General features: G+C 68.5%; 23 protein-coding genes. 9 read left to right on the top strand and 14 right to left on the bottom strand.

Translation table 11 applies throughout. The features are described 5' to 3' along the window. Positions 1 to 2 precede the first annotated feature (2 nt). Positions 3 to 467 carry a GbsR/MarR family transcriptional regulator gene (locus LX88_RS35910; RefSeq protein ID WP_090067053.1) on the bottom strand — a complete coding sequence of 155 codons (465 nt, stop codon included), beginning with the start codon at positions 465 to 467 and terminating at the stop codon, positions 3 to 5. Positions 468 to 601: 134 nt separating this feature from the next. On the opposite strand from LX88_RS35910, the gene LX88_RS35905 reads away from it, so the two are divergent. Beyond that, positions 602 to 1066, top strand: coding sequence for a hypothetical protein (locus tag LX88_RS35905; protein ID WP_258952215.1), 465 nt, complete (start codon positions 602 to 604; stop codon positions 1064 to 1066). 7 nt (positions 1067 to 1073) lie between these two features. On the opposite strand, the gene LX88_RS35900 is transcribed toward LX88_RS35905, so the two are convergent. The 5 genes from LX88_RS35900 to LX88_RS35880 all read right to left on the bottom strand — a co-directional run bounded on the left by LX88_RS35900 (position 1074) and on the right by LX88_RS35880 (position 6009). Then, positions 1074 to 1640 (bottom strand): Uma2 family endonuclease, encoded by a 567-nt coding sequence (locus tag LX88_RS35900; protein WP_258952214.1) that lies wholly within the window; start codon positions 1638 to 1640, stop codon positions 1074 to 1076. 181 nt (positions 1641 to 1821) lie between these two features. Next, a complete protein-coding gene (locus tag LX88_RS35895; RefSeq protein ID WP_258952213.1) occupies positions 1822 to 2439 on the bottom strand; it encodes a GTP-binding protein in 618 nt (205 codons plus the stop codon). Then, positions 2420 to 2965: a DUF742 domain-containing protein gene (locus LX88_RS35890; protein ID WP_258952212.1), complete on the bottom strand. Its 546-nt coding sequence runs from the start codon at positions 2963 to 2965 to the stop codon at positions 2420 to 2422. Before LX88_RS35890 ends, LX88_RS35895 begins: the two co-directional genes overlap by 20 nt. A 3-nt stretch (positions 2966 to 2968) precedes the next feature. Further along, positions 2969 to 3388 (bottom strand): roadblock/LC7 domain-containing protein, encoded by a 420-nt coding sequence (locus LX88_RS35885; protein WP_090067049.1) that lies wholly within the window; start codon positions 3386 to 3388, stop codon positions 2969 to 2971. Then, on the bottom strand, positions 3385 to 6009 hold the full coding sequence (locus LX88_RS35880) for a sensor histidine kinase (RefSeq protein ID WP_258952211.1): 2625 nt from the start codon (positions 6007 to 6009) through the stop codon (positions 3385 to 3387). Before LX88_RS35880 ends, LX88_RS35885 begins: the two co-directional genes overlap by 4 nt. Positions 6010 to 6343: 334 nt before the next feature. Between LX88_RS35880 and LX88_RS35875 the strand changes: the two genes are divergently transcribed. After that, entirely contained in the window at positions 6344 to 6754 is a 411-nt protein-coding gene (locus tag LX88_RS35875; protein WP_258952210.1) for a DUF485 domain-containing protein, read from the top strand. Next, positions 6751 to 8328 carry a monocarboxylic acid transporter gene (locus tag LX88_RS35870; protein ID WP_258952209.1) on the top strand — a complete coding sequence of 526 codons (1578 nt, stop codon included), beginning with the start codon at positions 6751 to 6753 and terminating at the stop codon, positions 8326 to 8328. The genes LX88_RS35875 and LX88_RS35870 overlap by 4 nt, the downstream gene beginning before the upstream one ends. On the opposite strand, the gene LX88_RS35865 is transcribed toward LX88_RS35870, so the two are convergent. From LX88_RS35865 to LX88_RS35855, 3 genes are all read right to left on the bottom strand, one after another. After that, a complete protein-coding gene (locus LX88_RS35865) occupies positions 8314 to 9099 on the bottom strand; it encodes an alpha/beta fold hydrolase (protein WP_258952208.1) in 786 nt (261 codons plus the stop codon). The two genes, LX88_RS35870 and LX88_RS35865, sit on opposite strands and share 15 nt — an antisense overlap. A 9-nt stretch (positions 9100 to 9108) precedes the next feature. Continuing rightward, entirely contained in the window at positions 9109 to 9957 is an 849-nt protein-coding gene (locus LX88_RS35860; protein ID WP_258952207.1) for an ATP-grasp domain-containing protein, read from the bottom strand. A 338-nt stretch (positions 9958 to 10295) separates the two neighbouring features. Then, on the bottom strand, positions 10296 to 10586 hold the full coding sequence (locus LX88_RS35855; protein WP_258952206.1) for a hypothetical protein: 291 nt from the start codon (positions 10584 to 10586) through the stop codon (positions 10296 to 10298). A 36-nt stretch (positions 10587 to 10622) separates the two neighbouring features. Here LX88_RS35855 and LX88_RS35850 point away from each other — a divergent pair, with 36 nt between their 5' ends. After that, positions 10623 to 12209, top strand: coding sequence for a DUF885 domain-containing protein (locus tag LX88_RS35850; protein WP_258952205.1), 1587 nt, complete (start codon positions 10623 to 10625; stop codon positions 12207 to 12209). Between the two features lie 202 nt (positions 12210 to 12411). Here the strand turns inward: LX88_RS35850 and LX88_RS35845 are convergent, their stop codons facing one another. Then, the gene (locus LX88_RS35845; RefSeq protein ID WP_258952204.1) at positions 12412 to 13197 is read right to left on the bottom strand and encodes a glycoside hydrolase family protein; all 786 of its coding nucleotides are present in this window, start codon (positions 13195 to 13197) and stop codon (positions 12412 to 12414) included. 165 nt (positions 13198 to 13362) lie between these two features. On the opposite strand from LX88_RS35845, the gene LX88_RS35840 reads away from it, so the two are divergent. Further along, positions 13363 to 14304, top strand: coding sequence for a quinone oxidoreductase family protein (locus LX88_RS35840; protein WP_258952203.1), 942 nt, complete (start codon positions 13363 to 13365; stop codon positions 14302 to 14304). A gap of 52 nt (positions 14305 to 14356) precedes the next feature. Here the strand turns inward: LX88_RS35840 and LX88_RS35835 are convergent, their stop codons facing one another. Next, the gene (locus LX88_RS35835; RefSeq protein WP_258952202.1) at positions 14357 to 14887 is read right to left on the bottom strand and encodes an FKBP-type peptidyl-prolyl cis-trans isomerase; all 531 of its coding nucleotides are present in this window, start codon (positions 14885 to 14887) and stop codon (positions 14357 to 14359) included. A gap of 321 nt (positions 14888 to 15208) precedes the next feature. Between LX88_RS35835 and LX88_RS35830 the strand changes: the two genes are divergently transcribed. The 3 genes from LX88_RS35830 (at position 15209) to LX88_RS35820 (ending at position 17588) form a co-directional block, all read left to right on the top strand. Continuing rightward, on the top strand, positions 15209 to 16222 hold the full coding sequence (locus LX88_RS35830; RefSeq protein ID WP_372511485.1) for a hypothetical protein: 1014 nt from the start codon (positions 15209 to 15211) through the stop codon (positions 16220 to 16222). Between the two features lie 6 nt (positions 16223 to 16228). Next, positions 16229 to 16876 carry a hypothetical protein gene (locus LX88_RS35825; RefSeq protein ID WP_258952200.1) on the top strand — a complete coding sequence of 216 codons (648 nt, stop codon included), beginning with the start codon at positions 16229 to 16231 and terminating at the stop codon, positions 16874 to 16876. 61 nt (positions 16877 to 16937) lie between these two features. Beyond that, positions 16938 to 17588: an HD domain-containing protein gene (locus LX88_RS35820; RefSeq protein ID WP_372511490.1), complete on the top strand. Its 651-nt coding sequence runs from the start codon at positions 16938 to 16940 to the stop codon at positions 17586 to 17588. A 6-nt stretch (positions 17589 to 17594) separates the two neighbouring features. Here the strand turns inward: LX88_RS35820 and LX88_RS35815 are convergent, their stop codons facing one another. From LX88_RS35815 to LX88_RS35805, 3 genes are read right to left on the bottom strand one after another with little or no spacing between them, the layout of a single operon-like run. Continuing rightward, positions 17595 to 17843 carry a three-helix bundle dimerization domain-containing protein gene (locus LX88_RS35815; RefSeq protein WP_258952198.1) on the bottom strand — a complete coding sequence of 83 codons (249 nt, stop codon included), beginning with the start codon at positions 17841 to 17843 and terminating at the stop codon, positions 17595 to 17597. A 32-nt stretch (positions 17844 to 17875) separates the two neighbouring features. Further along, positions 17876 to 19855 (bottom strand): hypothetical protein, encoded by a 1980-nt coding sequence (locus tag LX88_RS35810; RefSeq protein ID WP_258952197.1) that lies wholly within the window; start codon positions 19853 to 19855, stop codon positions 17876 to 17878. 22 nt (positions 19856 to 19877) lie between these two features. Then, on the bottom strand, positions 19878 to 20798 hold the full coding sequence (locus tag LX88_RS35805) for a heme o synthase (RefSeq protein WP_090067035.1): 921 nt from the start codon (positions 20796 to 20798) through the stop codon (positions 19878 to 19880). Positions 20799 to 21050: 252 nt separating this feature from the next. Here LX88_RS35805 and tkt point away from each other — a divergent pair, with 252 nt between their 5' ends. Then, the gene (tkt, locus tag LX88_RS35800; protein WP_258952196.1) at positions 21051 to 23135 is read left to right on the top strand and encodes a transketolase; all 2085 of its coding nucleotides are present in this window, start codon (positions 21051 to 21053) and stop codon (positions 23133 to 23135) included. The last annotated feature ends 4 nt before the right edge of the window (positions 23136 to 23139 follow it).

Raw genomic sequence — 23139 nt, 5'->3', positions numbered from 1 at the left:
CGCTACTTCGGTGCGGCAGGCCTGCGCTCCCACAAAGCGGGCAGTTCCTCTGAGAGCCAACCGTAGAGGTTGTCGACGGTCCGCAGCCGCATCGACCGCTCCGGATCGCCGCTGAGCAACCGCATGCCGTCGTCGGTGAGCGTCTGGACGCTGGCGATCGCGTCGAACTTGCGCTGGATGAAGTCCGTCCAGGCCTTCTCGTTGATCCGGTACTCGGCCGCCTGCCGCCCGCGCCGCGTCCGCTTCGACACCAGGCCGACGTTGACCAGGTACTTCAGGTTCGTGCTGATCGACCCGCTGCTGGCCTCGAGCTCCTGCGAGAGCTCGGCCGCGGTGCGCTCGACCGGCTGGCACACCAGCAGGTACCCGAGGATGCGGCCGCCGATCAGCGGAATGCCCTCCTCGGCGAAGTGGGCCGCGAACCGCTCGATCCAGGCCGACAGTCGGGTCTCGCGTCCGACGCTCATCTCAGTGATCCCTTTCGGTCGACACTGAAACTATCGTAGCGATCTTGTCAACACGTGCAACCAGCCGGTTGCGTTTTAGGGGCGGAAAGTGCAACCATCGGTTGCACATTACTTCTGACACAGGGGACGTACCGATGGACACGACCGCACTTCGCAGCGCCTACGAGAAGTTCTTCGACGTGGCTGAGGCACCCGACCTCGGCGAGGCCGCGGACGGGGGCTGGAACGCCGACCAGGTGCTGGCCCACGTCCTCAGCGTCGACGCGGCCACCGCCGCCGTCGCACTCGGCGTCGCGTCCGGCGCACGCCCCACCTTCGACAACCGGATCTGCCTCGACCGCTGGAACCTCGACCGGATCATCGCCGAACACTCCGGCAGGGCCGGCCTGATCACCCACGTCCGGCAGCAGGCGGCCGTCCTCTGCGACATCGCCGATCAGCTCAGCGAGCAGGCCGCCGCAGTTCTGGTGCCGACACTGCTCATGTCCAACGACGAGCTCTTGCTGGACCAGCCGATCACGCTCGCCGATCTCGTCAACGGTCTCGCCGAGAACCACGTTCCGGTGCACACCCGGCAGTTGGCCGACCTGCGGTCTTGAGCCTCGCTCAGCGACGGCCCCGGGTGAGGTCAGCCGGGTTGAATGTCACCGACACCGTGCTGGTGATCGCCACTGTTCCTGCCGTACCGGAGGTCAACGTCGCCACCAACGAATAGGCGCCTTCGTCCAGCTCGTAGCAGTAGATGGTCGGATCGACGACGCCGACCATCTCCACGCGCCAGTAGCGTTCCACGCCTGCAGCTGCAAACGCCGCAGGCTTCTCCAGCCTGTCGTTCTTCTTCGTGGACGGGCTGACCACCTCGACGACCAGTGTCACGTCTCGGGCATCGACCGACCCCGCATCGATGAACTCCGAGGTCACGACGACGTCCGGGATGTAACCGAGAGTTCTGTTGACGCGGACAGCGATCGCGGTCAGCGCTTCCATGCCCTCGCGCGCGACAGCCGCGTCGAGGAGGGTCTGGAGCCGGTCAGCGACCCGCTGATGCCTCATGGCGGGCGCGGCGTTCACGACGAACCGCCCGTCGACCAGCTCGATGCGACGGCCCTCTTGGGGGTCGAGGCTCTCCCAGTCGTCCAGCGTGTAGCCGTCCAGACGCCGCGCGGTGGTCAATGCCTCACCCCTTGACTGGCTCTCTGACTCCGGTCGACCCACAGTTTCAGTGTGGCACGTGCGTCCGCCATCGCCACAGCAACGACGAACCACGAGAACCGACGCTAGAAGGCAGAGGCCTTCCAACGCCAGTTGCCGGGGCCGAACACCAGAAAGAGCTAGCGCTTGGAGAAACTCCAAGTCAGCAGACAGGCGCGAGCGGAGTCGTCTCGTCCGGCCCTGCCCGCCGGCGCCACCGGTCCAGCTTCGCGTGCTCCGTCAGCGAGATCAGCGTCTCCCGCACGGAAAGCCGCACGCGGGGATCGCAGTTCACCACCGGCACGTCGGGCGAGATGCCCATTCCGCGGATGATGGCCTTCACGTCCGACCGGACCGAGGCGTGCACGTTGTTCAACGCGAGCACGTACGGGATCCGGTGGTCCTCGAAGTACCGCATCGCGTCCACGGAGTCGGCGGGGCGCATGACGTCGAACAGCACCACGGCACCCACGGCGCCACGCACCACGTCGCCCCAGCCCGCGCGCGCGTCCTGCCACTGCGGCGCCACGAAGAGGTGCAGTGCGAGGCCCGGGTCGAGCCACATGCGACCGAACTGGATGCGCACCAGTTCCGTCACGGCGCCCGCGCGTTCGGGCGGGAGTGCGTTCATCGTCAGGAGATCGTTCTCCACGATGGACCTGATGAAGGTGCTCTTGCCCACGCCGAAGCCACCGGCGACGACGATCTTGGCCGAGGTCAGCTCCCGACCGGGTGGCCCAGGAGGGCCGAATTCGGGAAATCTAGAGCCGACGTAGTCCACTAAGCACTCTCTCCATCAACCCGAGGTCTGGCGTGTCACCGCCTGCGGAAGCGGTCTGGTGCACGTCCACCAGGCCTCGTTCCGCCATGTCACCGAGCAACACCTTCACGACTCCCAGCGGGAGACGCATCAGTGCGGCCACCTCCGCGACGGATCGCGGGGAGTGGCACAGCTCGACGACGCGTTGGTGCTCAGCCTGCAAGATACCTGCAGACTGCCGACTCTGATCATTGGCGGAGACAAGTGTCTCGATCTCGAGGTCGATGTTCGACCGAGTGCGCCCACCCGTCCAGGCATATGCACGAACGATCGAGGCGTCCTGAACCTCCTGGAAGGAGGACTCGAAGGCCCTCACATCTTCTTGCGGTACAACGGGAGTCGCTTCCCGCGCGGGCTCCTCGTCCGGCGCGGGCGCCCGCTTTCGGCCCGAATCCAGGGAGAACCCGTTCATCAGGTCGGCGAACGTCTGCTCGGCGGGCGTTTCGGCCCGCTTGCGCCGTCGATGCGCGTCAGGGGAGGAACTCATGGATCACCTCACGCTGTGCAGCTGCGCTCGCAGTTCGGGGGTGAGGATCTGGCCCACCTGCTCGACGACCACGGTCATCTCGTAGGCGACTTGGCCGACGTCGCTGTCGGGGGCGGCGAGTACCGCCAGGCAAGACCCGTCTCGAATGGACATGAGAAGCATGATCCCGTAGTCCATCTCGATCACGGTGCGCAACACTCCGCCACCTTCGAAGCATCGCGAGGCGGCCATGGTGAGGGCCGCGACGCCCGATGCGATGGCGGACAACTGGTCGGCGCGCTCCGGCGGCAGACCCGTCGACTTGGTGAGCAGCAAGCCGTCCACCGAGATCACGATCGCGTGGGCGACACCGGCCACGCGATCGGTGAAGTTCGTGATCAACCAGCCGAACTGGTCGACCTGGCGCGACTGAGGCGTGCTCATGCCTTCTCCCCGTTGTACTGGCCGTTCCCCTGGCCGTTGCCATTCCCGCCGCCACCGAGCGGCGCCTGGCGCAGGCCCGTCTGGTAGCTGGCGAGAAAGCCTCGCGCCCGTTCCGGATCGCGCTTCTGGCTCACAGCGGGCCGTGCGCCGTTCTCGGAGTGTTCCGCGAGGTCGGGGAGCAGGTTCTTGCGCGGCGCGCGTTTCGGCAACCCGGCATCGGTCTCCCCTGCGTCGGTGGCGGGGTCCCCGGCCTGTTCCCAGACCGTCCCCCCGGGCTTCTTGCCGAACCAGGATGCCACTACCGACGGTGACGACGCAGGTGAGGGTCCGGGGTTGGTCCGTGCCGGCGAATGATCACCGTTGACCGGTTCGCCCGAAACCAGGCCGCCCCTGAACCAGGACGACGTCGTCTCACTCGGCGACTCGGGCGGCACACCGTTGTGCTGTGCCGAAGCGGGCCGGGCTGTGCGCTGGGGCAGCGACTCGTCGATCGCGGCGCCGCGGAACGACGACCACTCGGCGGACTCGCGCGGGCTGTCGATGGCCGGCGCGGGTGCGGGTGGCGGCGCCAGGTTCGGCGTCTTCACGACGACGTGCGGCTGCTTGGGGAGGGCGGGCTTCGGCTGGGGCAGCGCGGCGTGCCGCGGCTGGGACGGCGCCGGGGCCTCGGCGTGCGTGCGCACGAGCTCCGCGGGCACGAGGACGAACGCGCGCAGGCCTTCACGGCCCTCTCCCGCGCCGCGCAGCCGGACCGTGATGCCGTGGCGGCCCGCGAGCCTGCCGACGACGAACAGGCCCATCTGACGCGAGACGGGCACGTCCTCCTCGGCGCCGGTCGAGAGCCGCTCGTTGGCCTCGGTGAGCTCGGCCGGGCCCATGCCGATGCCCTGGTCGGCGACCTCGACGAGCACGGCGCCCTGCTGGTCGATCCGCGAGCCGATCATGACCTGGGTGGTGGGGGCGGAGAACGCGGTGGCGTTGTCCAGCAGCTCCGCGACGAGGCGCACGAGGTCGCTGGCCGCGTAGCCGACGATCTCGACCGACGGCGTCGACTTCACGACGACCCGCTGGTAGTGCTCGATCTCGGACGCGGCGGCGCGCAGCACGTCCGCGAGCGGGACGGGCTGGTGGAACCGGCGGGCGACGTCGGTGCCGGACAGCACCATCAGGTTCTCGTTGTTGCGGCGCATGCGCGTCGCGAGGTGGTCGAGCTTGAACAGGTTCGCGAGCTGCTCGGGGTTCTCCTCGTGGCGCTCCAGCTCCTCCATGAGCTTGAGCTGGCGCTCGACGAGGCCCTGCGAGCGGCGCGAGAGGTTGACGAAGATGTTCTTCATGCCCGACCGCAGCGACGACTGCTCGACCGCGCCGCGGATGGCCTGCTCGTGCACGGCGTCGAACGCGCGGGCCAGCTGGCCGAACTCCTCGCTGGTGTGCACGGGCACCGGTTCGATCTCGGTGTCGGGCTTGCGGTCGGCGCGGATCGCGGCGACGACCTCGGGGAGGTGGTGGTGCGCCACGTCGAGGGCGGAGCGGCGCAGCTCGGAGAGCGAGCGCAGCAGGTAGCGGCCGATGACGAAGCCGAGCGTGCCGGCGATGAGCAGCATCGCGAGCAGGATGACCGCGGCGGCGCCCGCCTTGTTGGACGTGTCGTCCTGCAGCGCGCCGGCGGTGTTCGCCAGCTCGTCCTGCAGTTCGCGGACGACCTGTTCCATCAGGCGCGCGGTGGTGCCGGAGGACTTGTTCCAGTCCTCGACGGCGATGCCGAACTCCTGCGGCGGCTTGGGCTGGCCGGGGCGCGTCGGGGGCGGCGGGGTGCCCTCGGGCTGGGTGAGCGCGCGTTCCACCAGGGCGGAGCGGTTCGCGACGGCGGCGCCGGTCACGGTCTGGTCGTAGATGCGGCGCTGTTCGGTGGTGCCGATGGCCTGGAAGTCGTTCAGGCGGTCCTGCAGGCGGATGTCGGACTGCTCCAGCGCGCGGATCTCGGGGCCGAGGAGCTTGCCGCGGCCGATCCCGGCCAGCACGAACGCGTGCTGCAGCGAGACCTGCTCCTGCGCGATGACCATGTTGTGCAGCGCCGTCGCGGTGCCCGTGATGGCGTTGTCGTTGAACTGGCCGACGAGCGCCTGCTCGAAGTCCAGCAACGACTTGATGATCGCGGTGTAGCCGTAGGTGCCGCCGGACGGGTCGCCGCCGTCGCCGCCCTGCGCGACCTTCTCCCGCAGGTTCTTGAGCGTCTCCAGCTGACCGCCGACCTCGGCGAAGCGCTGACGGGAGACGTCGCTGACGCCGTCGGTGCGGTCGATCCGGCGGCGCACGGTCGAGGCGGCGTTGTCGGTGGCGCTGATCTGGTTCTGGTAGGCGCCGACGCCGGACCCGCTGGTGGTGCTCTGCGCGGCGAGCGTGCGTTCCTGCTGGACGCTGGAGATCAAGGGCGCGAGATCCGCCCTCAGCCGCACCAGGCCCTGCATCTGCACGTAGTTGTTGGACCGGTCGACGTAACCGGAGATCTGCAGTGCGCCCGCGCCGACGGCCACCGCCACCGGGACGAGCAGCACGACGCCGAGCTTGACGGGCAGGCGCCAGTTGCGCCAGTCGCTGATCTTTCTCCACTCGACATTCACGAAATGATCCCCAAGGCGCGTTCGAAGTGCCCCACTATCGGCTACCTCCTGGCCTGGTGAATCCCCGCGAGTCGATGTCCCCCGCAGCTCGATATCTCCGTCAGCCGTATCGGGTGTGAGCGGATAGTAGGCCAGACAGCGTGACGCGACAACGACCTAGGGCGTGCACGATCGATCACCCAGGGTGACACTCGACCTTTTGGGGTGGTCCTGCGGCTTTCAGGGATTGACTCAACGCCACGCGTGGTTACGCTTGCGCCTCCCCACCCCGGATCGGACGCGCCGTGTGCGCGGAGCCTCGCCGGGCACTCCCCGTAACGAATGCGAGCGGTTGATGACGAAGGCGCTGCCCTCCGTGTCACGCCCGGCGACCCCCGGTTTCGCCACCTTCGACGAGCCACATCACTCATTGCTTATAGATGGTGACGGTGAGCCTGATTTCGATGCCATCCAAACGAGTGAGGATTTCCTCGCCCTGAAGCGCCGGGTGAAGCGCTTCATTCTTCCGGCGACGCTGCTGTTCCTCGCTTGGTACGTGACTTTCGTATTGCTTTCGGCTTACGCCGCCGAGTTCATGAGCACTCCGCTGTTCGGAACCGTGAACGTCGGCTTGACGATGGGATTCCTCCAGATCGTGACGACCGTCATCATCACAATGGCGTACTCGCGTTACTCCAAGCGGCAGCTCGACCCGCAGGTCGACAAGGTCCGCGCGCTCGTGGAAACCGACGAGGAGCTCGCGTGACCGGGGCGAACACCGCGATCAACCTGTCCGTCTTCGGCATCTTCGTGCTGCTGACGCTCTACGTCGTCTACCGCGTGTCGACGCGGAACGTGAGCGCGTCGGACTACTACGCGGCAGGCAGCAGTTTCACGGGCACGCAGAACGGCATCGCGCTCTCGGGCGACTTCCTGTCCGCGGCGTCGTTCCTGGGCATCTCCGGCGCGATCGCCGTGAACGGCTACGACGGCTTCATGTACTCGATCGGCTGGGTCGTCGCCTGGCTGATCGGTTTGATGCTGATCTCGGAACGGCTGCGCAACACCGGCCGTTTCACCATGGGCGACGTCATGGCGTTCCGCATGCGCCAGCGCCCCGTGCGCGCGGCCGCGGCGAACTCGACCCTGGTCATCTCGCTCTTCTACATGATCGCGCAGATGGCGGGCGCCGGCGGCCTGATGGCACTGCTGCTGGACGTGCACAGCAAGATCGGCCAGGCCATCATCATCGCGGTCGTCGGCATCGTCATGGTGCTCTACGTGCTGGTCGGCGGCATGAAGGGCACCACGTGGGTGCAGATCATCAAGGCCGTGCTGCTGATCCTGACGGTGTCGCTGCTGACGATCTTCCTGATCGGCAAGTTCGGCTTCGACCTCTCCTCGATCCTCGACCGCGCGACGCAGCGGTCGCCGCTGGGCGAGGCCGTGCTCTCGCCGGGCGTGAAGTACGGCGCGTCGGACCTGTCGAAGATCGACTTCATCTCGCTGGCCCTGGCCCTCGTGCTCGGCACCGCGTCCCTCCCCCACGTGCTGATGCGCTTCTACACGGTGCCGAACGCGCGTGAGGCGCGGAAGTCCGTCGTGTGGGCGACGTGGATGATGGCGATCTTCTACTCGTGCACGCTGGTCATCGGCTTCGGCGCCATGGCGCTGGTAGGCACGGACAAGATCACCAATGCTCCCGGCGGTGAGAACTCTGCCGCGCCGCTGCTGGCGTTCCAGGTCGGCGGCACGGTCCTGCTGGGCATCGTCTGCGCGGTGGCGTTCGCCACGATCCTCGCCGTGGTCGCGGGTCTGACGCTGACGGCGTCGGCCTCGTTCGCGCACGACGTCTACGCCAACGTGATCAAGCACGGCGAGGCCGACCCGCGCGACGAGGTCCGCGTCGCCCGCATCACCGCCGTGTGCGTGGGCGTGCTGGCGATCGCCGGCGGCATCGCGGCGAACGGCCAGAACATCGCCTTCCTGGTCGCCCTGGCGTTCGCCCTGGCCGCGTCCGCGAACCTGCCGACGCTGCTGTACTCGTTGTTCTGGAAGCGTTTCAACACGCGCGGCACGCTGTGGAGCATCTACGGCGGCCTCACGTCGTGCGTGCTGCTCATCATCTTCTCGCCCGCGATCTCCGGCTCGAAGTCGTCGGTGTTCCCGGACGCCGACTTCGCGTTCTTCCCGCTGTCGAACCCCGGCATCGTGTCGATCCCGCTGTCGTTCCTGGCCGGGTTCCTGGGCACGATCATCGGCGGCGAGAAGGCGGACGCGGCCAAGCAGGCGGAGATGGAGGTGCGCGGCCTGACCGGCATCGGCTCAGGTCTGCGATAGCAGGTCCTCGACCGCCTTGTTGAAGAGTGCGGGGCGTTCCAGGTTCGGCATGTGGGCGGCACCGTCGACCACGACCAGAGTCGAACCCGGAACGCGCTCGCTCATGTACTCGGCCGCGCTGACCGGGGTGTACTCGTCGTCGCTGCCGACGATCACCAGCGTCGGCACGGTGATCCCGGTGAGCGTCTCCGTGTAGTCGGGCCGTTCCGCGCGGCCCCGCAACGCCGCTGCCGCGCCCTCCGGTGGCGCGTTGTGCATCAGCCCCGCGACGAACTCGCCGACCTCCGGGTTGTGCGGAGCCACCATCTTCCACTTCACCTCGTCGGCGTAGCCGGACATGCCCTCGCGCAGCAGCCTGTCGGCCATGTCGTTGCGGATGCGGCGGCCTTCCTCGGTCTCGGCCTGCGCGAACGTGTCGGCCAGGATCAGGCCCCGCAGGCGCTCGGGGAACGTCCGCGCGAACTCCATGACGATCTGGCCGCCCATCGAGAGGCCGCCGAGCACGACCTTCTCGATGCCCAGGTGGTCGAGCAGCCCCGCGATGTCGGCGGCGAAGACGTCCAGCGGCGTGATGCCGGGAACGACGGTGGTCTCGCCGTACCCGCGCAGGTCCGCTGCGATCACGCGCCGCCCGTGCTTGCTGAAGTGCTCTACCTGCGGGCCCCACATCGTGCGGTCGAAGGGGTGGCCGTGCACCAGCACCAGCACGTCGTCGCCGGTGCCTTCGTCGTCGTAGCCGATGCTGATGCCGTTGACGCTCGCGGTGGTCATGATTCGACCTTAGCCGCGGGAGGCGGCTTCCTGGATGACCTTGCTGAACCGGGAGGCGGCCTCGCCGGTCGTGAGCTTGAAGCCCAGCGACGGCTCGGTCAGCTCCAGTTCGAGCAGCAGCGGTTCGCCGCCGGGCCCTTCGACGACGTCCACGCGGGCGTAGAGGAAGTCGCTGCGCCGCAACGAGAGCAGCTGCGCGGCGACGTCGAGCACCTGTTCGGCGAGGGCGACCTGGCGCGGCGAGGGTTCGATGCTGCCCAGCCGCTCCTCGACGTAGAGCCCCGACTCGGCCTCGGCGAGGCCCTGGGCCAGCATCGGTCCTTTGTGGAACGAGTGGGAGTACTCACCGGCGAAGAACACCAGCGCCGTCTCGCCGTGGGCGTCCACACTGGACTGGTACGGCTGCACCAGCGCGGTGACGCCGAGGGCTTCGAGGTGCGCGCGGGCCGCCGCGTGGTCGGTGAACCGGCCGGCACCGCGCGAACCCGCGCCGACCGCCGGCTTCACCACGAACTCGCCGTCCGGGAAGACCGGCTCCTCCCCCGGCCGCACGACCGCGGTGGGCACGACGGGGACGCCGTGCGCGGCGAGCTCGGCCATGTACGACTTGTCGATGTTCCAGCGGATCACCGGCAGCGGGTTCGCGAGGGCGGGCACGCTGGAGCACCACGCCAGGAACTCGTCCAGGTGATCCGGGTAGTCCCAGGTCGTGCGCAGGACCACGAGGTCGGCCTCGACCTCGTCGCCCCACGGCCGCCACTCGACGTCGACGCCGTCGCGCTGGAGGGCGGCGACGAGCGACTCCTCGTCGCCGTCTCCCAGGGGCAGCCGGTCGCACGAGGCGAGCACGATCTTCATCGGGATTCCTCCGTGGATACCCCGGCCTTCAGGCCGGAGAGGAAACGGACCCTTGCGGAGCAGGGCGAAGACGGGATTTCGCCTCCAGGGCGAAAGACCGTGCCCTGATCCCCAGGTCGGGCGGTTGGCGGAGCGGCTTGCGGAGTTGTCGTGCCCGGTCGGCGACAACCAAGTCGGCCGGGTCTACCGCCGGGCTGGCGGGATGTCAGGTCTGTGGAGCTCGTGTAAGACCGTGGGCGGTACACCGTCCCTTGCTGGTAACCCAGGCGGCAACGGGCTGCGAAGCAGAAAACTCGACCCGCGAGGGAAGAATCTCCCTGCTTCAGCTGGGAGAAAGGTCAAGACTGCATCGTGGCCATCTTGCGGCGGTGGGCAGGGCCGATCTTGGTGGCGGCGGTGGTCTCGCGGTCCCATTCGGCCTGCTCGACGCCCTCCGCGGCCTCGACGGCCTTGGTGGCGGACTCGACGTCCTTCGTCATCACGTCGCCCATGGCGCCGTCCGCGCCGACCAGCACGATCCGCGCGCCTGCCCGGCCGATCGGTTCGACGACGGCCCTGACCGGCGTGTCCGCCTTGCCGTGGGCTTTCACGAACTCGGCGATGCGCTTCTGAGTGGAGTGATCAGACATCCCCACACTGTAAAACCAGCGGGTAGCTTCGGTCGGGTGACCACCGACACGCTCACGTCGTTCCTTTCGTGGTACTTCGACCGCCACCCCGCCCACGCGGCTGGAGTCGGTTCACTGGAGCACTACTCGACCTTCGGGGACTTCTCCGCGGCGGCGTTCGAACAGCGGGCCAGGGAGCGGGAGACCTGGCTGGCGAGGCTGGAGGCGACGCCGGCGTCGGTGGACCGCGATCTCGCCGTGTCGGTGCTGCGCGGGGCGTCGGCGATGGAGACGTGGCCTGGCTGGCGGCGTGACCCGCACGAGTACACCGGGATGATCTTCTTCGGGCTGCTGGGGCCGTTCCTGCACGGGTTGCTGCCCGAGGCCGAGCTCGTCACGTCGGCCGTCGCCAAGCTGCGCGAGGTGCCGTCGGTGCTCGCCGCCGCCGAAGCGAACCTCGACGCGTCGCTGGCGTCGTCACTGGTCGTGCTGCGCACGCTCGGCCAGGTGCGGACGGGGCGTGCGTTCCTGCTGGACCAGCTGCCGCAGCAGGTGTCCTCACCCGAGCTGCGCGCGACGCTGGCCGCGGCGGCCGTCCCCGCGGCCGACGCGTTCGACCGGCACGCGGTGTTCCTGGAGGACCTCGCCGTGCGGGCCGGGGGCGACTGGCGGATGGGCGAGAAGCTCTACTCAGCCCTGTTGCAGGACAAGGAGTTGCTGGGCTACGGGGCACCGGAGCTGCACCAGCGCGGGCAGGACGCCTACGCGGAGCTGGAGGCCGAACTGGTCGAGCTGTCGGGGTCACCGGACTGGCGCGCGGTGATGAGCTCGTTGCAGGACGACCACCCGCCGACCCTGGAGGCGATGCGCGCCGAGTACGAGGCGGAGACCTCACGGGCGCGCGCCGCGCTGGTCGAGCACTCGCTGGTGACGATGCCCGAGGGCGAGGACTGCCAGGTGGTCGGGTCGCCGCCGTTCCAGCGGGCGCTCATGTCGGTCGCGAGCTACCTCGGGCCTCCGGCGCTGACCTCGAAGCGGACCGGCTTCTTCTTCGTGCCGTTCACGCCCGACGGGGCGTCGGACGAGCAGATCACGCAGCGCCTGCGCACCAACTCGCGGTCGCAGCTGCCGACGATCTCCGTGCACGAGGCCTATCCCGGCCACCACTGGCACTCGGCGTGGCTGGCGGCGCAGGGCCCGGCGCACCCGCTGCGCAAGGTGTTCCGGACGTCGTACTTCTCCGAGGGCTGGGCGCTGTACTCGGAGAAGCTGCTGCGCTCGGTCGGGTACTACACGACGCAGGGCGCGTTGATGAGCCACGTCGAGGCGCGGCTGTTCCGGGCGGCGCGGATGATCGTCGACACGGCGTTGCACTGCGGCGACATGACTCCCGCCGAGGCCGAGTCGTTCATGGTGGCGCGCACGGCCCTGACGCCGGGCACCGCCGCCGGCGAGGTGAAGCGGTACTGCGCGTGGCCGACGCAGGCGCCGTCGTACCTGACCGGGGCGTTGGAGATCGACCTGATCCGCGAGGAGTACCTGACGGCGGGGCTGGGGTCGCTGCGCGACTTCCACGACCGGATCGCGGGGTCCGGCGCGCTGCCGCTGGGGCTCGCGCGCCGGGTCGCGTTGGGTGAGGAGTAGACGCGCCTAAGCACCTGGCCGGAAGTCCTGTCCGAATGGGCGGGACGCCCGGGCTCTGAGGTTGATGAGGGGAGCTTTCATAAACCTGAGGTTTATGAAAGCTCCCCTCATCAACGTCGTGTGGGGATGTCCGGCGTGGTGCGAGACTTCGCCGGGCGGGAAGGGGTGATGCCGCTTTGAGACAGAACTTCTGAGCAGGTGCTTAGGCCGCCTTGTAGGCGTTACCCGCCGCGGTCAGAGCGGTACCGGTGGACAGTCCGGTGGGGCTGGTCTTCGTGGACAGGGTGAACCACGAGTACCGCTCCACGAAGGACAGTCCGTCGAGCATCCTGGTCGAGGCGGTGATGAACGCGGTCTGCTGCTGGCTCGGGTAGACCGCGCGGCCGGAGCGCCAGTCGATCAGCGCGTACTCGGTGAGCCAGATCGGCTTCTTGTAGCGGTTGTGGACGTTGCGCAGGTACGACTCCAGGTGTCCGGTGGCGGCGGCGGAGAAGTCCTGGCCGTACCAGTGGATCGGGATGAAGTCGACGCGGAGGTTGCGCGCCTTCGCGCCCGCCATGAACCGGTCGAGCCAGCCGCCCGCGACGTCACCGCCGAACGCGACGCCGGGGGCGCCGAGCCTCAGGCCGGTGCTCTGCAGGCGCGGCCACAGGTCGAGCGCGCGTTCGACGGTCATGTTCGCCTGGCCGGCCATGTCGGGTTCGTTGAACCCCAGCAGTTGCCGGCCGTTGGCCTTCGCCTTGTTCAGCTCCGCGTCGGTGACGCTGGCCGCGCCCCAGATCATGGGGACGAACTCGGCGTTGCTCTGGATCCCGCGCCGGTCCGAGGCCCAGGTGTAGTACCAGCGGGCGTCGAGGGCGGCCATGGCGGCGCCGGCCGGGCCGGGGTCGTCGGCGGCGGTCACGCCCTTCTTGGCGGAGGCGGCGTGGGATGGAAGCGCTCCCACCATCAGCAGCAATGCGATCAGCAGCAGGGATGTTTTTCGCATGGACCGGTCATAACAGGGCCGCCCGCTGTCCGTCACCGTGGTAGCACCGCAGGTAGCGGGCGAACCGGGGCAGATGCCCTCATGCTGGAGGTTCCCATCCGCTGGGAGCGGGAACATCGGGGTCGTGGCCTGGGTTGACCGGGTTGAGTCGATCAAGGAGGACAGATGCCCAAGGCAGTGGTGGTGCGTTCGGCCGGTGGCCCCGAGGTGCTGGAGCACACGGACGTGCCGCCGCCCGTGCCCGGTGACGGCGAGCTGCTGGTGAAGGTGAGCGCCGCGGGCGTCAACTACATCGACACCTACCAGCGCAGCGGCCAGTACCCGCTGACGCTGCCCACCGCCCTGGGACTCGAAGGCGCCGGCGAGGTCGTGACGAGCAACTCCCCGGACTTCGCTCCCGGCGACAAGGTCGCGTGGATGGGCGTGCTGGGCAGCTACGCGTCCGAGGTCGTGGTGCCGGCCGCGTCGGCGGTGCGGGTGCCGGACGGGCTGGACGTCGAACTGGCCGCGGCCTCGCTGCTGCAGGGCATCACCGCGCATTACCTGATCCACTCGACGTACGTGGTGAAGGAGGGCGACCGGGTGCTCGTGCACGCGGCGGCCGGTGGCGTCGGCCTGCTGCTGACGCAGTGGGTGAAGTCGAAGGGCGCCACCGTCGTCGCGACGGTGTCGACCGGCGAGAAGGAGGCGCTGGCCCGCGAGGCCGGGGCCGACCAGGTGCTGCGGTACGGGGACTTCGCCTCGCAGATCGAGAAGGTCGACGTCGTCTACGACGGTGTCGGCGCCGACACGTTCGACCAGTCGCTGGCCTCGCTGAAGCCGCGCGGCATGCTGGCGTTGTTCGGGGCCTCGTCCGGGCCGGTGCCGCCGGTGGACCCGCAGCGGCTCAACGCGGCCGGGTCCGTGTACCTGACGCGGCCGTCGACCGGGGCGTACCTGCTCGACCGCGCGGAGCTCGACTGGCGGGCGTCCGACCTGTTCTCCGCCATCGCGTCGGGAACGCTGAACATCCGGATCGGTGGCCGGTACAAACTGGAGGAGGCGGCGCAGGCGCACACCGACCTGCAGTCGCGCAGGACGACCGGCAAGTTGCTGCTGCTGCCCTGAACCTGGGAGAACGAACGGCCCCCGGTGCTCCGGGGGCCGTTCGCGTCTCGGATCAGGCGGCGGGGGTGACCTTCACGCCGTCGATCACGAAGATCAGGGTCTCGTTCGGCTTGATGCCCCGGCCGCCCTCGCCGTAGCCCTTCTCCGGCGGCACGATGAGCAGGCGGCGACCCTGCTCCTTGAGCCCGACGATGCCCTCGTTCCAGCCGTCGATGACCGGCGCCTGGCCGACGTTCTCGACGTCGAACGGCTTCTTGCCGAACGAGGTGTCCTTCACCTTCTTGTCGGAGAAGGTCGTGAGGTGGTAGTTGACCGTGGCCGTCGTGCCCGTCTTCACCTCGGCGCCGGTGCCCACCACCAGGTCCTTGATGACGAGCTCGCTGGTGGGCTTGCAGTTCGGGATCTCGACCTGGGGCGCCGACCCGAAGTCGCCGGTGACCTTGAAGTCGTCGGCCTTGCAGGGGTTGGTGGGCGCGGCGGCGGCCGGCGACGATCCGCCGGCCGAGGGCTGGGCCGACCCGGCGCACCCGGCGAGGCCGGTGGCCGCAAGCGCCACAGAAGCGATGAGCAGGACGTTACGCATGGTGGGTGAGCGTATTCGGACCGGTGTGAGCGGCGTGTAGCAACCCGCACGGCCCTCTGGACCATGACACCCGACATGGGTACATGTGGGTGGGGTGCTCACCCTCATCCGACACGTTCGGGGGCGGTCGCGACGGCGCGTCACCGAAGTGCACGAGTACGGGCCGTCAACGGGGCTCACGGGCACTTATTCCGGTCCGGAATGTCGCACGAATAGCAGCTTCCTTATCTTTTGACCGACGCGTACAGTAACTCCTCGCACTTGATCGGACACCCACCGCATTCGTCCGTTCGGGTAGCGGCCAATCTGGTGATTCAGGAGGTGGCACACGTGTCCGCGGAGGCCGGAGGCATCCGCAGCAACCTGATCCAGGAGTTGTTCTGGACTCGGACCGGGTTGCTCCTCCTCATACTCGTCGTGACGTCGGGTGCGTCGCTGGCCATTTCCAGTCAAATGGATTCCGGCACAGCTAGAAACCTGCTGACGGCACTGGGTACGGGCACGCTGATTTCGGCAGTGGTGAGCTTCACGCAGACGTTGATCACGTCGAAAGCAGCGCAAAGGGCACTGCTGGCCCCGGTCATCGAGGAGAGCCGCAAAGCGCTCAGAGAGCTCACCCAGGAGTACCGGGCACTCGACCGGGAGTTCTTCCCCAGCCACGTGTTCGAGCCGACCGCCAAGCCGGACCCGGTGTTCAACCAGCTCATGATGCAGGACCTGGAACGAACGCGGCTGTACTGCTTCCGCGGGTTCGCCGGCCGGTACGCGGCGGGCAGGGTGCTGCTCAGCCAGACGGAGTGCGAGCTCAGGGCCGTGCTGGCCGATCCGCGCGACGACAACGCGATCAGCGGGCGGGCGCGGTACCTGTTGCGCAACGAGGGCGCGGACGGCGACTACGACGAGATCCAGGAACGGCTCAAGGAACAGATCGGGATAGGGCTCGTCGGGCTCTACGCGGCCCGCAGCCGCTGCACGAGAATCGACGTCACGATCGTTTCGGATCCGCCGCTCGACCGGCTCGAGTTGTTCGACGACTCCGCCTGGCTCACGCTCTACAGCAACACCGCGGGAGTGCTCAGGCCCTATCCGCGCACGCTCAGGTTCACCGAGAGTTCGTTCCTTTACGCGATGGAACGCGCGGAGTTCCTGCGCATCAGCAATTCCAAGGCCGGCTACCACTTCGCCATCACGCCTTCGACGACGCGGAACGACTTCATCGCGCTGTTCGAGAAGATCACCGGCGAGACGCTCACCCAGGACGGCTTCACGGAACTCGAAGGCAAGTTCCACGCATTCCGTCGCGAATTCTCCGCATCTGCTCAGTTGAGGAGCTGATCGATCTTGCTAGCCGAGTTCACCGGGTTGTCCGCGCTCGAGGAGCTCGCCGCCCGGGTGAAGCGCGCCGAATTCCCCGTCGTGGACCACTGGGCCGATGTCGGCACGTGGTTCACCGACTGGGCGGCCCGGCCCGAGCTGCGCAAAGAGCTTCGCGCGCACATCGACGCGCTCACCCCCCAGCAGGCGACCTGGGTGATCGCGCACTCGCGCGAGACGACGACGCACTTCGCGTGGTGTCTGAGGGACGAGGCGGACGAACCGTTCACGTTCTGGCTGCACGAGTACAAGCCGCTGGCAGACTGGCGGGCCGGCTACGCCGACTCGGTGCACAACCACCGCTACCACTTCTGCACCACGATCCTGAGCGGCGCCTACCTGCACGAACGGTTCGACGCCCGGCTCGGCATCGGCGGTCGCACCATCGTCGGCACGGAGCTCACGAACCGCACCCAGTGCACCGAGGGCGCCACCGGGACGATGCTCGCGCACGAGTTCCACCGCATCCCGCGAGCAGCAGACGGAACCATGACGTTCCTGGTCAAGTCACGTGCCGTGAACCCGTGGAGCCTCAGCTACGACCCGGACACCGGAATCAGCCACCGGCACGTGCCGGTGGAGGACCGACTGGAGGATCTGACGAACCACCTCTGAAGCCCCGCCGAGGGCGCCGCGACACGCCTACCATCAGCCCACCTTGTCAGGAGGGCTGATGATGCGTACGCGCACGATGATCCCGAGGTCTGTCATAGCGGACGTGGAGCAGCGCGTGAGGCGGCTGTGCGAGGACCTGGCCGCGAAGCTGCAGTTCCACGGCTGGCACCACGTGAGCTTCGTCCGCGACAAGTCCGTGCACTTCGCCGAACGCAACGGCGCCGCACGGGACGTCGTGGAGGTCGCCGCACTGGTGCACGACCTGAACTACATGGTCCGCCGCAACTCGCTGCCCACGGACGGCGCGGCGCTGCGCCGGAAGGTCCTCTTCGTCGCCGGCGTCTCGCAGGGCGACATCGACTGGATCGAGCGGATCGTCGTCGAGGCCGAGATGCGCACCCGTTCCCGTGACATCTCGCTGGAGGCGCAGGCGTTGTCCGACGCGGACACGCTGTTCAAGGCGCTGCCGGTCACGCCGGTCGTCCTGGCGCACAAGTACCTGCAGGAGAACGGCATCACCCTGCGCGAGCTCGCGTACAAGATCGTGGGCGAGCAGGTGGGCAAAGCCGACGAGGGCTACTACTTCTACGACTCGGAGGCCGCCGCGACCTACAGCAAGTGGGCTGAGACGAACCTTCTGTTGTGGAAGTGCATCGTCGAGTCCCTCGACGACCCGTGCGTCGAGGACCTGCTGACCAGGGTGGCGTCCTGAGCACGTTCAGCGAGCAGGCGTGAGACCCACTGTCTGCTGCACGGGCATCGTCACGCCGACGGCGGTGAACGCGAGTTCGCGAGCTGCGCGGCGCACAGTGAGCACGCCGAGATAGGAGTGCACGGTCGAAGCGCGCCGCAGGTCGAGGTACGCCTCGACAGCGGCGTCGACGATCAGGTCGCCCGCCACGCGATCACCGAAGCGGCGGACCAGTTCGTCCACCGCTTGCCGCAGCTGGGCTTCCGAGTTCAGCATGCCCTGGTAAACGCCCAGTCGCCGCTGACGGTTCAGCGAGCGCGGAGATCGGCACTTCCGTGCAACGCGTAGGCGAGCCCCATGACGTTGCCGCGGCTGAGCATCTCCCACCGCACCTGCCGCAACGCCTCGCCGGCGCTGATCCCGGCGGCCAGCCGTGAGAGCAGCATGCCCGTGACCCAGCCGGCCATGTCCTGCGGTACGGCGACCTCGGGACTGATCACGCCGGACGCGCCGTGCTCGACGAACGAGCGCACCAGGCCGTTCATCGGTGTCGTCCCCACGATCAACGGCTTGCGCACGGGCCAGTGCGGCTGCGGCCACACACCCTCGCTGCTCCACCGTGCGATCTCCTCGGCATCGAGGAAACCCTCGCGGAAGTGCAGGTGCACGACGTCCATGACTTCGTCCGCCAGCGCCCGCCCCAGCTCGGCCGGGGTGACGTACGCCGACGTCACCGACTCCGGCGGGACCTGCGACATCAGCTCCGTGACGTGCCGCTCGGTCAGTGAGCGGTCCATCTCGGGGTCGACCGCCATCGCCACCTCGAACGGCCACGAGCGGGGCAGGATGCGCCGCACGAGCGGCCCGGCAGGATGCTCCAGCACGCTCGACAGACCCCAGAAACCGAAGGGGCACAACACGTTCCCGCTGTGATCGGGCAGCGGGCAGTGCGCCGGCACCTCTCCCCCGGCGCCGAACGGCCCGAACTGCCCGACCGAGGGGCACAACCGGTGCGGCCCGTCCGCGAACGGCAGGTCGTAGATCATCGGCCACCGCACCGGACCGGACGCCGCGGCAGCCACCACCATTCCGGCCGGACGGCCCGTCACCCGCGCCGCGTGCCGGACGGCGCCCGCAGGCCCGTGCTCACCGAACAGCCGCGAGTACGCCGCCGCGCCCTGCCTGGCCAGGAAGGCGAGATCAGCGCAGTAGGCCGGGAAGTCCTTGCCGTACCAGGGATCCAGCCCCGACGACGAGGGCAGCGACAGCGCGGGTCCGGCCAGGCTGGTCCACGTCGGCACCCCTCCCGCCGCGACCAGCGCCCGGTCACCGAGGTCCAGCACCGACACCGCGCGCGACGCCGGGAGATCCGCGAACGTGCGGGAGAGCTTCCAGCGCGTCAGTGAACGCGGCTCGCCCCCGCCGACCGGCAGCACGAGCTGCTGGACTTGCACCGGCACGACACCGTGGTAGACGACCAGCTCACCGGTCCAGGGCACGGCCGCGTACGGCGTCGTGACCTCGAAGCTCACCCACGAACTGGGGCCCTCGGCCGGCAGCACGAACGACTCGGACTGCCCGGGACGGCCGGTCATGCTGAGCACGGCGCGCAGTTCCAGGTCGGCCGGCAGGACGACGGGATGCGCCCCGACGCGCGCCCACACCTCGTACTCCGCGCCCGGCCGCAGCGCCCCGGCGATGCCCTCGGTGGCTCCCGGCAGCGCGACCATCACGGTCACCGCGCGATCCGCGACCACGGGCGGTGCGGGCAGGGACGTGTACGTCATCCTCCCCAGCCGTTCCAGCTCCCGGAACTGCCAGAGCGCGTCCTCGACCCGTGCCTCTCCCGGACCGCGCGGCGCGGCGAGGACGACGTGCGGCGCGCTCCACCCCATCACCACCGACGCGGTGTCCACACCGGACACCCAGGTGTGTACGGCGGTGAAGAGCACGACCGGCCGCCCGAGCCCGCGCAACGACGCGACCACCGGAGCCGAGTCCCACGAGCGCGTGTCGTGCAGCGCCACCACGTCGCCGGGCACGTCCGAGAGCGACGGCAGCGACGAGGCCGACGAGAAGTGCCGGAGGTCGAGAACGGCGAACCTCAGCACCCGCACCTGCGTCGCGACCGCGGTGGACGCGGCCGATCCGACGGCCAGCCCCCGGCTGACCTGCGCCCACCCGGCCGGATCGGTGATCACGACGAGCGAGGACGCGGGCGTCAGGACCGCGACGAAGTCCAGTGGTGAACCTTCACCACCGGTGACGGTGAACTCAACGGGCGCCACAGCCGTACGACTGGAGGTGCAGCTAGAACGGCCAGCCAAGCACCGGCAACCCGACGACGGCGTCCACGGCGAGACCGCAGAACACGAACATCAGGTAGAGGTTCGACATGTGGAAGAACTTCATGGTGTTCGTGGACCCGCCACGGCGGACAACGTTGTGCAGCTTGTGCGCGAACACCGCGAACCACAGGCCCGACAGGGCCGCCACCGCGACGTAGATCCAGGAGGTGACGGGTGCGAGGGCGAGCGTGCAGACCACGGTGATCCAGCTGTAGATCACGATCTGCCGCGTCACCTGCGCAGCTGTGGCCACCACGGGCAGCATCGGCACGCCTGCTCGGGCGTAGTCCTCCTTGAACTTCATCGCGAGGGCCCAGGTGTGCGGCGGGGTCCAGAAGAAGATCACGCCGAACATGACCAGGGCCGGCCACTCGACGGTGCCCGTCACCGCGCTCCAGCCGATGATCACCGGCATGCAGCCCGCCATGCCGCCCCAGATGATGTTCTGGGAGGTGCGGCGCTTGAGCACGAGCGTGTAGACGAAGATGTAGAAGAGGATGGTCGCCACCGCGAAAGCGGCCGACATCAGGTTGACGAAGATCCACAGGAACGCGAACGAGACGATTCCGAGCACGATGCCGAAGATCAGGGCGTTGCGCGGCGGAATGGCGTTGTGCGCGAGCGGGCGGGCCGCCGTCCGCTTCATGACCGAGTCGATGTCGGCGTCGACGAAGCAGTTGAGGGCATTTGCCGACCCCGCGGCGAGCGTGCCGCCGGTGAGGGTGCAGGCGATGAGCCACAGGGGCGGCAGGCCGCGCTGGGCCAGGAGCATCGCCGGGATCGTCGTGATCAGCAGGAGCTCGATGACCCGCGGTTTGGTGAGCGCCACGTAAGCGCCAACAACCTGGCGAGGCGACCTGGGGGCCTCGAGGACGGCACTCATCGCGGGAACGCTCCTCGTGTTGAGACAGGTGTGAAATCCAGCGACTGATGGTAACCGCGTAAAGAATTCACAGCCCGTTCGGGTGCTGGTGTGCCCCGGCACACACGTGCCTGGGACCTTTCAGAGCAACATCTGAATCTCTCAGGACTAGGCTGGCCGGAGGACGTGGGAGAGACGCGGGTGAGGCTCTTCGGGATCGATTCCGAACGAGCTGGGCACCCGCCCTAGCGACAAGTTTGGAGCTGTAAGTCCGTGACCGTCACCGACGACATCGCCCGGCTCACCAAGGCCGATCTGCCAGACGACTGGACCGACCTCGACAAGCGCGCCGTGGACACCGCGCGCGTGCTCGCGGCGGACGCCGTGCAGAACGTCGGCAACGGCCATCCCGGCACGGCGATGAGTCTCGCACCGCTCGCGTACACGTTGTTCCAGCGCATCATGCGGCACGACCCCGCCGACGCGGACTGGATCGGCCGCGACCGGTTCGTGCTCTCCGCAGGACACTCCAGCCTGACGCTGTACGTCCAGCTGTTCCTGTCGGGGTACGGCCTGGAGGTCGACGACCTCAAGCACCTGCGCAAGTGGGGCTCGAAGACGCCGGGTCACCCGGAGCACGGCCACACCAGGGGTGTCGAGATCACCACCGGCCCGCTGGGCTCGGGCCTCGCCGCCGCCGTGGGCATGGCCATGGCCGCCCGCCGCGAGCGCGGCCTGTTCGACCCGTCTGCCGCGCCGGGCCAGAGCCCGTTCGACCACCACGTCTACGTGATCGCCTCCGACGGTGACATCGAGGAGGGCGTCACCTCCGAGGCCTCGTCGCTCGCGGGCACGCAGCAACTGGGCAACCTGGTCGTCTTCTACGACGACAACAAGATCTCCATCGAGGACGACACGACGATCGCGCTGTCCGAGGACACCGCGAAGCGCTACGAGGCCTACGGCTGGCACGTCCAGGTCGTGGAGTCCGGCGAGAACGTCAAGGGCATCCTCGACGCGGTCGAGAAGGCCAAGGCCGTCACCGACAGGCCGTCGTTCATCCTGCTGCGCACGATCATCGGCTACCCGGCGCCGAACAAGCAGAACACCGGTGCCGCGCACGGTGCCGCCCTGGGCGTCGACGAGGTCAAGGCCACCAAGGAGATCCTCGGCTTCGACCCCGAGCAGACCTTCGAGGTCGCCGACGAGGTCCTGGCCCACGCCCGCGAGGTCGTGAAGCGCGGCGAGCACGCCAAGGCCGAGTGGCAGAAGAGCTTCGACGCGTGGGCCTCGGCCAACGCGGAGAACAAGAAGCTGCTCGACCGGCTGGTCGCGCGCGAGCTGCCCGAGGGCTGGGACGCCGACCTGCCGGTGTACGAGGTGGGTGGCAAGGAGGTCCCGACCCGCAAGGCCTCCGGTGAGGTCATCAACGCGCTGGCGAAGCACCTGCCCGAGCTGTGGGGCGGTTCGGCCGACCTGGCCGAGTCGAACCTGACGACCATCAAGGGCGCCAAGTCGTTCGGCCCGGAGTCGATCTCCACGGGCATGTGGAGCGCCGACCCGTACGGCCGCGTGCTGCACTTCGGTGTCCGCGAGAACGCCATGGGCATGATCCTCAACGGCATCGCGCTGCACGGCCCGACCCGCCCGTTCGGTGGCACGTTCCTCGTGTTCTCCGACTACATGCGCCCCGCGGTGCGCCTGGCCGCGATCATGCAGGCCGCCGTCACGTACGTGTGGACGCACGACTCCATCGGTCTGGGCGAGGACGGCCCGACGCACCAGCCGATCGAGCACCTCGCGGCACTGCGCGCGATCCCGGACTTCGCCGTCGTCCGTCCCGGCGACGCGAACGAGACCGCGTACGCGTGGAAGGCCACCATCGAGCAGCTCGGCCCCGTCGGGTTCGCGCTGAGCCGGCAGAACCTGCCGATCCTGGAGGGCACCTCGGCCGAGGGCGTGAAGCGCGGCGGTTACGTGCTCTTCGGTGACGACAACCCGGAGATCGTGATCATCGGCACAGGCTCTGAGCTGCAGGTCGCCGCCGAGGCCGGGAAGGTCCTGCAGGGCGGGGGCGTTGCAGTGCGCGTGGTCTCCATGCCGTCCGTCGACTGGTTCGAGAAGCAGGACGCCGACTACCGCGAGTCGGTCATCCCCTCGTCGGTCAAGGCGCGCGTCGCGGTCGAGGCCGGCATCGCGCAGCCGTGGTACCGCTACGTCGGCGACAACGGCGAGATCGTCTCGATCGAGCACTTCGGTGCCTCGGCCGACTACCAGGTCCTGTTCAAGGAGTTCGGCTTCACGACGGAGAACGTCGTCGCCGCCGCCCGCCGTTCCCTTGACCGAGTGAGGGGTTAATCCA

This window comes from Lentzea californiensis (assembly GCF_024648825.1).
GTDB classification, from domain to species: domain Bacteria; phylum Actinomycetota; class Actinomycetes; order Mycobacteriales; family Pseudonocardiaceae; genus Lentzea; species Lentzea californiensis.
This window is presented reverse-complemented; position numbering and strand designations above follow the sequence as displayed.

What these genes read in the sequence shown, in the direction of transcription:
- LX88_RS35910 (WP_090067053.1), bottom strand. Translation starts at nt 467, where the DNA reads ATGAGCGTCGGACGCGAGACCCGACTGTCGGCCTGGATCGAGCGGTTC.
- LX88_RS35905 (WP_258952215.1), top strand. Translation starts at nt 602, where the DNA reads ATGGACACGACCGCACTTCGCAGCGCCTACGAGAAGTTCTTCGACGTG.
- LX88_RS35890 (WP_258952212.1), bottom strand. Translation starts at nt 2,965, where the DNA reads ATGAGTTCCTCCCCTGACGCGCATCGACGGCGCAAGCGGGCCGAAACG.
- LX88_RS35885 (WP_090067049.1), bottom strand. Translation starts at nt 3,388, where the DNA reads ATGAGCACGCCTCAGTCGCGCCAGGTCGACCAGTTCGGCTGGTTGATC.
- LX88_RS35875 (WP_258952210.1), top strand. Translation starts at nt 6,344, where the DNA reads ATGACGAAGGCGCTGCCCTCCGTGTCACGCCCGGCGACCCCCGGTTTC.
- LX88_RS35865 (WP_258952208.1), bottom strand. Translation starts at nt 9,099, where the DNA reads ATGACCACCGCGAGCGTCAACGGCATCAGCATCGGCTACGACGACGAA.
- LX88_RS35860 (WP_258952207.1), bottom strand. Translation starts at nt 9,957, where the DNA reads ATGAAGATCGTGCTCGCCTCGTGCGACCGGCTGCCCCTGGGAGACGGC.
- LX88_RS35855 (WP_258952206.1), bottom strand. Translation starts at nt 10,586, where the DNA reads ATGTCTGATCACTCCACTCAGAAGCGCATCGCCGAGTTCGTGAAAGCC.
- LX88_RS35845 (WP_258952204.1), bottom strand. Translation starts at nt 13,197, where the DNA reads ATGCGAAAAACATCCCTGCTGCTGATCGCATTGCTGCTGATGGTGGGA.
- LX88_RS35840 (WP_258952203.1), top strand. Translation starts at nt 13,363, where the DNA reads ATGCCCAAGGCAGTGGTGGTGCGTTCGGCCGGTGGCCCCGAGGTGCTG.
- LX88_RS35835 (WP_258952202.1), bottom strand. Translation starts at nt 14,887, where the DNA reads ATGCGTAACGTCCTGCTCATCGCTTCTGTGGCGCTTGCGGCCACCGGC.
- LX88_RS35820 (WP_372511490.1), top strand. Translation starts at nt 16,938, where the DNA reads ATGCGTACGCGCACGATGATCCCGAGGTCTGTCATAGCGGACGTGGAG.
- LX88_RS35815 (WP_258952198.1), bottom strand. Translation starts at nt 17,843, where the DNA reads ATGCTGAACTCGGAAGCCCAGCTGCGGCAAGCGGTGGACGAACTGGTC.
- LX88_RS35805 (WP_090067035.1), bottom strand. Translation starts at nt 20,798, where the DNA reads ATGAGTGCCGTCCTCGAGGCCCCCAGGTCGCCTCGCCAGGTTGTTGGC.